This window comes from Moorena sp. SIO3I6, from assembly GCF_010672095.1.
This window is the reverse complement of sequence record NZ_JAAHHU010000223.1, coordinates 1-8,261: the sequence shown is the minus strand read 5'-3', so window position 1 is coordinate 8,261 and position 8,261 is coordinate 1. Positions and strand designations below refer to the sequence as shown.

The following is an 8,261-nucleotide window of genomic DNA, read 5'->3' as shown; positions in this document are numbered from 1 at the left end:
GTCTTCGTCAGCTATCGTCACTGGGTTTCAGACGTGTCCTATTCAGCTCTCAGCTCTCAGCTCTCAGCTCTCAGCTCTCAGCATTCAGCTCTCAGCTCTCAGCTCTCAGCATTCAGCTCTCAGCTCTCAGCTCTCAGCATTCAGCTCTCAGCTCTCAGCTCTCAGCATTCAGCTCTCAGCTCTCAGCTCTCAGCTCTCAGCATTCAGCTCTCAGCTCTCAGCTATCAGCCAAAGGCTGACGGCTGACGGCTGTTGGCGTAGCCTGCGCGTAGCGCATATGCTTACAATTTATAACTAAATTTCTACAGTGAACACTGAACCCGATGGTTGATTATTTTCTACAAATATTCTACCACCATGAGCTTCAACTGCCATTTTACAGAACGTTAATCCCAGACCAGTTTGAGAAATTCCAGTCATTAAATTTCCCACATCGTACTTATCAAAAATACGTTTTCGCAATTCTTCTTCAATCCCAGGCCCAGAATCAGCAATGCGAATTATAGCTTGGGGTTTGGGATCTACTGGATAATCTACTTGCAGTAGAATTTTACTTTGTGAAGGAGAAAATTTGATGGCATTTGAGAGCAAGTTATCTAAGACACGACGGATTAAATTGGCATCAATTAAAAGAGTCTTACTGGATTCTGGTAGCTCACTAACTAGCTGAATATTTTTCTCATGAGCAATGGCTTGGAAATCTAAAACTACCTCTTGTTCGAGTGCATTTAGATCCACCAAGTCTCGATTAAGGCTAAGTTTTACCGATTGTAACTTTGCCATCATCAATAAGTTATCCGTCATTGAGCGCAGCTGGAGAGCTGATTTCAAGATTTGTTCAGTCTTTCTTTGCTGTTTTTTTTGAAGTTCAGTTTGCTGCAAAATCTCACAAGATATGATAATATTCGCCAAAGGATGCCTCAAATCATGCACGATCATATGAGACATATCTTCCCTCAGCTGTAGAGTAGCAGCTAGTTCATCATGTTGTTTTTTAATCCGCAACATCGAACGCACTCTCGATCGCAGTTCGAGTCCACTAACAGGTTTCCCTAGGAAATCATCGGCTCCTGCATCCAAGCATCGGGCAAGATCTTCCTTAGAATTGAGAGCCGTTACGATAATAATTGGGATATGGTGCCACTTTGGGTGAGACTTAATCCGACGGCAAACCTCTATACCATCAAGTTCTGGCATCATTACGTCCAATAAGATTACGTCCGGCTGAATTTTCTCTAGACCGTTTAATGCCTCTTGACCACAAGAGGCATAGCTCAAGTTGTAACCTTCCTTGAACAGGAGAGCCTCAATGACATCAAACCCACAGGGTTCATCATCAACTACTAGTATAGAGTTTTGACTATCCATCAATAACACCCTTTATGCGCTTGAATAGTTCACCATATTAAATACAGATGTTTGGGATTGATTTTGGTTAATATCCATTAATATAGCGTTTTTAAATAGGTTGTAAACACAGTTATGGCAGAAATTGGCAAGCCTAAAATACGCAAAAGGCAATATAAGAAAGAGATCTAGAGTTTTATTGAACAATCAAAAAAGACCTCCCAGGTTTACATTTCATTTATAAACGCTATATACTATTAATTTATATACCAACCATGGATTAGTAGGTTTAAACCTACTTGGAACTGATAACTTAATGATTAATCACGCTAATCACGAATAAGTAATACAAATAACTAATTACTAACTAATTGCAAATCCTTAACCTCTACATGAACATACTTTTGAATAGTACTGACTAAGTTCTTCAGACTCACTGGTTTAGAGATGTATTCGTCCGCGCCAGCCCCTAGGCATTTCTCCTTATCCCCTGGCATCGCCAGTGCTGTTACGGCAATAATGGGAATTTCCCTAGTTTCCTGATTGTCTCGAATTCGCTTAATCGCTTCAATACCGTCCATATCTGGCATCTGAATATCCATCATAATCAGCTGTGGGTGATACTCTTTAGCTTGGCTAATCGCTTCCCAGCCATTCTTGGCTAATATCAACCGATAGCCTTTGTTGAGCAAGTAATCCCAAATCGTCTTAATGTTAGTTTCATTATCCTCTGCAATTAAGATTAACGGTGACTCTGGAGCTTTGTGAGGCGTAACCATCAGAGCAGTTTCGCCATGCTTGACTGACTCTGGTGTTTCTAAAGGACCCAAAATTTTGCTAATTGTTGAGCGCAACAGTTGGCGGGAAACGGGTTTAACCAGATATTCAGACGCACCCATCTCCAACGCTTGCGATCGCTCATCCACTACAGAAAGAATAATCACTGGGATGTGTTCGGTTTGGGGATGAGCTTTTAGCTGAGCCAAAACCTTCCAGCCAGACACCTTCGGCAATTGCAAATCTAGGATAATCACCCCTGGGTTGACCTGTATAACCTGCTCGAGAGCACCTTCTCCTTCAGGGTAAGTCAAGGTTTGTAGCCCTATTTCCCTGATATAGCGAGAAATCACTTCAGCTGCAGTAATAGAGTCTTCGATGATCAGCACTTGGGGATTGGAGATGGCGGATTGAGTAAATTGGCTTAGCTGTTCCAAATCACTCTGGTATTCTCCGTTGGCCTCACCACTTTGTTTAATCGGCAGAGTTACTGTGAAGCAACTACCTTGACCCACTTCACTCTCGACATCTACCCTACCCCCGTGAATTTCTATGGTTCGTTGCACCAAAGCCAAACCCAATCCTGTACCGGCGTAGCGACGGGACAGACGGCTGTCAATTTGGACGAAGGATTGGAATAACTTACGCATATTTTCCTGAGCAATGCCAATACCAGTATCAATGACACTAAAACAAATAGTGTTTCTTAATAAGTCTTCCTCAGCTTTTAAAATAACGCTTCCTCCGGTTGGGGTAAACTTCACAGCATTGCTGAGCAAATTGATCAGGACTTGTCGGATACGTCGCTCATCCACTTCTATTTCCCATAGTCTCTCAGTTACCTGAGAAGTCAGCTTAATATTTTTGTGATGGGCTTGGTTTCTAACAAACATCAAGCTGGAATTGCAGAGTTTTTGGAGGGAAACAGCACCGATGTGGAGTTCCATCTTCCCAGATTCAATTTTGGCAAGGTCAAGCAGATCATTGATTAGTTCTAGCAAATGTTGACCACTGCCCTGAATTGTGCTGAGAGACTTACGCTGCCTATCTGTAATTGAACCATACACTTCCTCTTGCAAAGCTTCTGATAAACCAAGAATGGCGTTGAGGGGAGTACGTAATTCATGACTCATGCTAGCCAGAAACTCGTCTTTGAGACGAGTAGCCCGTTCTAACTGGGCATTAGCCAGAGCCAGTCTTTGATGATTTTGCCGCATCTGCTCTTCAGCATTTTTACGCTCTGTAATATCTCGACAGACTCGGATTAAACCACCATCCTCAAGTAATGTTAGAGAAAATTCCTCAGCAAATGTGCTACCATTCTTGCGCACAGCCGTAGCTTCTCCACTCCATTTTCCTGTTTTAAACAATTGGGGAAAAACTGACTTCTCAATACGCTCAATTTCTTCTGGCGGATAAATCATATGCCATTGTTGACCCACCAGTTGATCCGGTTTAGTGTAGCCAAACAATTCCAGGTGAGTCTGATTGAGGTAAAAGTATTCACCTGCTGGATTAACTAATGCTATGCCATCAGTAGCTGCTTCGAGAGCTGTTAACTGACTTTTGAGAGCTTCTTCTGCTTTTTTACGCTCTGAAATATCGGTGTGAGAACCTGCTATGCGATAAGGCTTAGCTGTTTTATCCCACAGCGCCGCTCCACGAGTCAGCAGCCAACGGTAGGTGCCATCTTTGTGTAAAGCACGGAACTCTTCTTGATACTGAAAAAGCTTGCCCTCTAGGTAATTATTAAAACTGAGTAAGGTTTGCTCTAGGTCATCTGGGTGAATAATCTGTGTCCAGGATTCAAAGGTATTGGTAATTTCATCATCTTTATACCCCAACATACTCTTCCAACGAGGGGATAAATACATTTCACCAGTTTGGAGATTGCAATCCCAAATCCCGTCGTTGACTCCTTCTACAGCTAAGGCAAATCGCTCTTTACTATCCTGAAGTTCCTGCTGAGCCTGTTTTCGTTGTTCTTCTACACCAATAGCGCTGGCAATCAGGTTAAGCAGTTGTTTGTCTTCTGTACTTGGTTCTACCTGCTGCTGATACAAAACACACAGGGAACCCATTACCTTTTTGTTCCATTTGACCGCAATACCGATGTAAGTACACAGATTATAAGCCCTAATGTTGGGATCAGTTTGAGCATAAGCTGTATTCTGGAGATCCTGCTTGACAACTGACTCATCAGTTCCTTCTCTAATAACGTCGTAGAAAATACGTCCTTTTGCGCTATCCATAGTCGGGTAATCTGGCGGGACTTGCCACTGTCCTAATGTCACCAGTTGATTGTATTCCAGGCAATTATAGAGAGCAAAACTAGCATTGAGTAATTGCCCACAAACGGCTACCAGGTGATTAATATTTTTGTCGGGATTGCTACCAAAATTAAGAAAGCATTCATTAAGTTTCTCCAGTCGGTCTTCAAATTGCTTCCGATGAGTCAAGTCTCGAATAACCCCTACAATATAGGGATTATTTTTAGAATCGAAGAAACGAGTTTTCTTGGTAGAAATGAAATGAAGGATACCTTTAGCATCAGTAAAGTATTCTTCATTTTCATTAACGACACCATTATTGATGACGAGTTGATCGGTTTTTCTAAAAACCTCAGCTTCTTCTGAGACGAAAAATTCAGAATCTGAATGACCTAATAGTTGCTCTCTATAATATCCGATAAACTCACAAAAGCTATCATTAAATAATTTCCATTTATAATATCTATCTTTTACAAAAATTGGATCAGATACTGCATTAATTATGTTCGTGATAAAGTCTTTGGTTGCTGCCAGTTCTGTGTTAGCTACTTCTAGTTCCAAGGCATGATTACTCAACTCTTGATTGAGCTGAGTAACTTGGGCTTCTACTTGCTTTCTCTGGGTGATATCTCGGAAATACCAGATTCTAGTATAGTAATCACTAGCTTCAGACACCACAGAGCCAGAGTAACGGTCAAAAATCCGACCATCATTCAAGTAAATTTCATCACAACTTACTTCGCTCGGATGTTCATACAGATACTTCAACCTGTGGATAAATTCTTTAGGTTTATTTAGCTTAGATAGCACACTTTTCAATATTTTTTGGTCGTCACCAGAGTTGAGAATCTCCTCTGGGATATTCCACATCTGACCAAAACGGCGATTGTGCCATAGGATTTTTGGGTTTTCGTCAATAACTAATATACCATCAATTGATGCCTCTTGTTGCGCCCTTAACAGAGAGTTAGTTCGTTTTAGTAAATTTTCACCCTGTTTACGCTCGGTAAGATCGCGAGCAATAACACAGTTGTATTCTTGATCATTAAACTGTAAATAATTAACCCCAATTTCTACAGGAAATTCCCGCCCGTCTTTAGTGCGATGTACTGAATCTTGCTTAAAAGAACCTTGCTGTTTCAGGTTTTTCCAAAACGGTGACCAGTTATCTTTTGACAGTAAGGTATCGATATCATAAACGTGCAACGTCAGTAATTCTTCACGGGAGTAGCCAAGGAAATGACAAGCAGCTTCATTGACATAACAAAATCGGCCATCCTGTTTTGATAAAAAAACTGCATCCCCTACCCGATCTAGAGAAAACTCGATCAGCCTTAGTGTTTCCACAGTCAGGAGACGTTCTGCATTCTCTTGCTGCAATTGAGTGTTTAGTCGTGATTGCTCAGCTGCATAACGTTCCCTTTGCTTAAAAGCAGCCAACAGAGTGTCAGCCATACGATTGAAATTGATACTAAGTTTCCCTACTTCATCTTTCGTGCACACTTCGACTCGTGCTTCCAAATTGCCAGCAGCAAATTCTTGGGTAGTTTTTTGTAGCTGTTTGACCGGTTTAGCAATTGATCGTCCAAGCAAGATAGCCAAAAAGATATCTGCGATTAAGGCTATAGCAAGGACGCTCAGCTCAAGTTCTAAATTATCTCTAAGGAATTGATTGAAGGAGGATTCAGTAGTTCCTCTGACTAACACTACTGTGGCTTCACTATCAAAATTAGTTAGAACTTTAGCGACTATAGTGTAAGATTGTTTACCCAAGGTTTGCCTTGTGTAAACTACCTCTGATGTTTGGGCAACTGCTTTCTCTAACAGGGACCCGTCTACTAAATCTAAACTCGATTCCCCTTGCTCTAAATCTTTAACATCACTGTTATCCAAAGTAGCAGTGGCTAAGTTAAATTCCCCCGAACTCTGGCGATAGTAGATTGCACTATAGCCTTTGTCAACCCCCTGCAGGGTGTTGTGAACTATGGGCAATTTGCCATTGACCAAGTCACCAGACACCAAGACAGCTACTATATTTCCAGTCTCTGGGTTCTTGACTGGAGTGAGTGTGTAACGAATTAGGGCGTCTTGTTCAACAAAACCATTCGGTAACTGAGGTGACTCCTTAGCTAACTCAACCCAGCTGACAATTTGACTGCTCCCAATCCCCGTTCGATTCTGGAAAACTTGACTGACTAATTGATTAGGATTAAACCTCTCTCCTGTACGGTCAGCGTTAGCATTAGCAATAATCTTGCCATTGGTACCTACTAAAGTGCCATATTCAATGTTGCGGGCTTTAATTTCGTTCCTCAGAACCCGTCTGACTTCAGCCTTGAGGGCTGCTTTGATAGGCTGACCAGAATGATGAGCGATCGCAGCAGCAATGATGGCAGCATTATCGGCTTGACTACGGAAGCCCAGCTTAGTTTGCTCAAGTTTAGAATTGTAGTTAGTCTCGGTGAGTGCTAATTGAGACTCAGCTTGGTCTCGTAGTTCGATTTGCCCTCCTATTACCATCATTGAAGCAGCGACGCCGAAGAATCCAATCAGAGAAATTAGCTCAGAGGCAAACAAACCAGTAAGCAGCTTACTACTTAGTGGTAAGTTATAAAACCACTGTAGGCAGCCTAACCGAATGTCTTGGGAAGGGTTAGGGACAGAGGGATAATCTTGCATAATCCAGGGGAATTTGCTTATGGCATTGCATTTTCGTGCGTCTGTAACTGAGATCCAATTCGCTAGTGCCGATTTGGTCCGGGCAATCTCGGAAACAGCATAGTTGTAGATAAATCAACGTCGATAAATCAACGTAGATAAATCAACACATTGCTCATGCTTGTTCGCTACGATGCCGCTGGAATCGATATGACACCATTGTTGCTTTGTTGATTTAGCCCCGTCATGGAGGATTCTGCTGAAGTTTTAATTTAAAGACTGTCGGTGATAACACGCAAATAACAGCTGAAATCTCAAGCTAGAGCCTCAGTTAATGTAATAATAGGAGTTGACAAATTTTGAAATATATGCATTAAGGATGAATAGTACACAAGAGTAGTACACCTTGCAAGTACATTTTGGTAGAAATTTGTGACCACTTCCTTTGAAGATGACCAGATCAGGGAATGAGGGGATGAGGGGGTGATTTTTACTGGTCAGTGATTTCGAGCCTAATCGGCTCAATTGACCATAATTGACCATCGGAAGTTCAGGAAATGGGCAAGTTTCTGGTGTAGGTTTCTATGGGACTCTCAATTGTCCTGGTGGCAAAACCTGTGCTAAACCCTCTATTGGACTTAAATACCGAGTTATTGTATATGTATTTGTGTATACTTATTTAATAAAAAGCAAAAGATAGATAAAAAACTATAAATTTCTTAGAGAGGCCTATACTCAGCGTGAGTCAGTATCAACTTGTATCTCCTGAACAGCGGTCTAATGAACCCCAAAGGTACTATGATCCACAAGCGATCGCGCGCTACTACCGTTCCAGACCTTGGTTAGTGATTTGGCGTTGCCTGAAGATTGTCTGGGGTTTTGCTAGCTTTGTTTTTAGTATTAAGTTAGACCAATGGCGCAACCGGACTGAGCAGAATAAGTTAAAACGAGCGACACAGCTGCGGAAACTTCTGACTAACCTCGGTCCAACCTTTATTAAAGTCGGACAAGCTCTTTCCACCCGTCCTGACTTGGTTCGGCAAGATTTTCTAGATGAACTGATCAAACTACAAGACCAGCTACCTCCCTTTGACAATGCGATCGCATTGTCCATAATCGAGCAAGAGTTAGGGCGCTCCATCCAAAAACTCTTTAGCCAAATTTCCCCAAGACCTGTAGCAGCCGCTAGTCTTGGTCAAGTCTATCGGG

The 8,261-nt window shown here is 41.9% G+C and carries 3 protein-coding genes; 1 reads left to right on the top strand and 2 read right to left on the bottom strand.

Annotated elements, in window-relative coordinates:
- Positions 1-294: 294 nt before the first annotated feature.
- Positions 295-1,368, bottom strand: a complete 1,074-nt coding sequence (locus tag F6K49_RS31965; RefSeq protein WP_293103123.1) for a hybrid sensor histidine kinase/response regulator — start codon at positions 1,366-1,368, stop codon at positions 295-297.
- A gap of 335 nt (positions 1,369-1,703) precedes the next feature.
- Positions 1,704-7,073 carry a PAS domain S-box protein gene (locus F6K49_RS31960; protein WP_293103120.1) on the bottom strand — a complete coding sequence of 1,790 codons (5,370 nt, stop codon included), beginning with the start codon at positions 7,071-7,073 and terminating at the stop codon, positions 1,704-1,706.
- 719 nt (positions 7,074-7,792) lie between these two features.
- Here F6K49_RS31960 and F6K49_RS31955 point away from each other — a divergent pair.
- Positions 7,793-8,261 (top strand): AarF/UbiB family protein (locus tag F6K49_RS31955; RefSeq protein WP_293103117.1); only part of this gene is annotated, 469 nt, incomplete at its 3' end.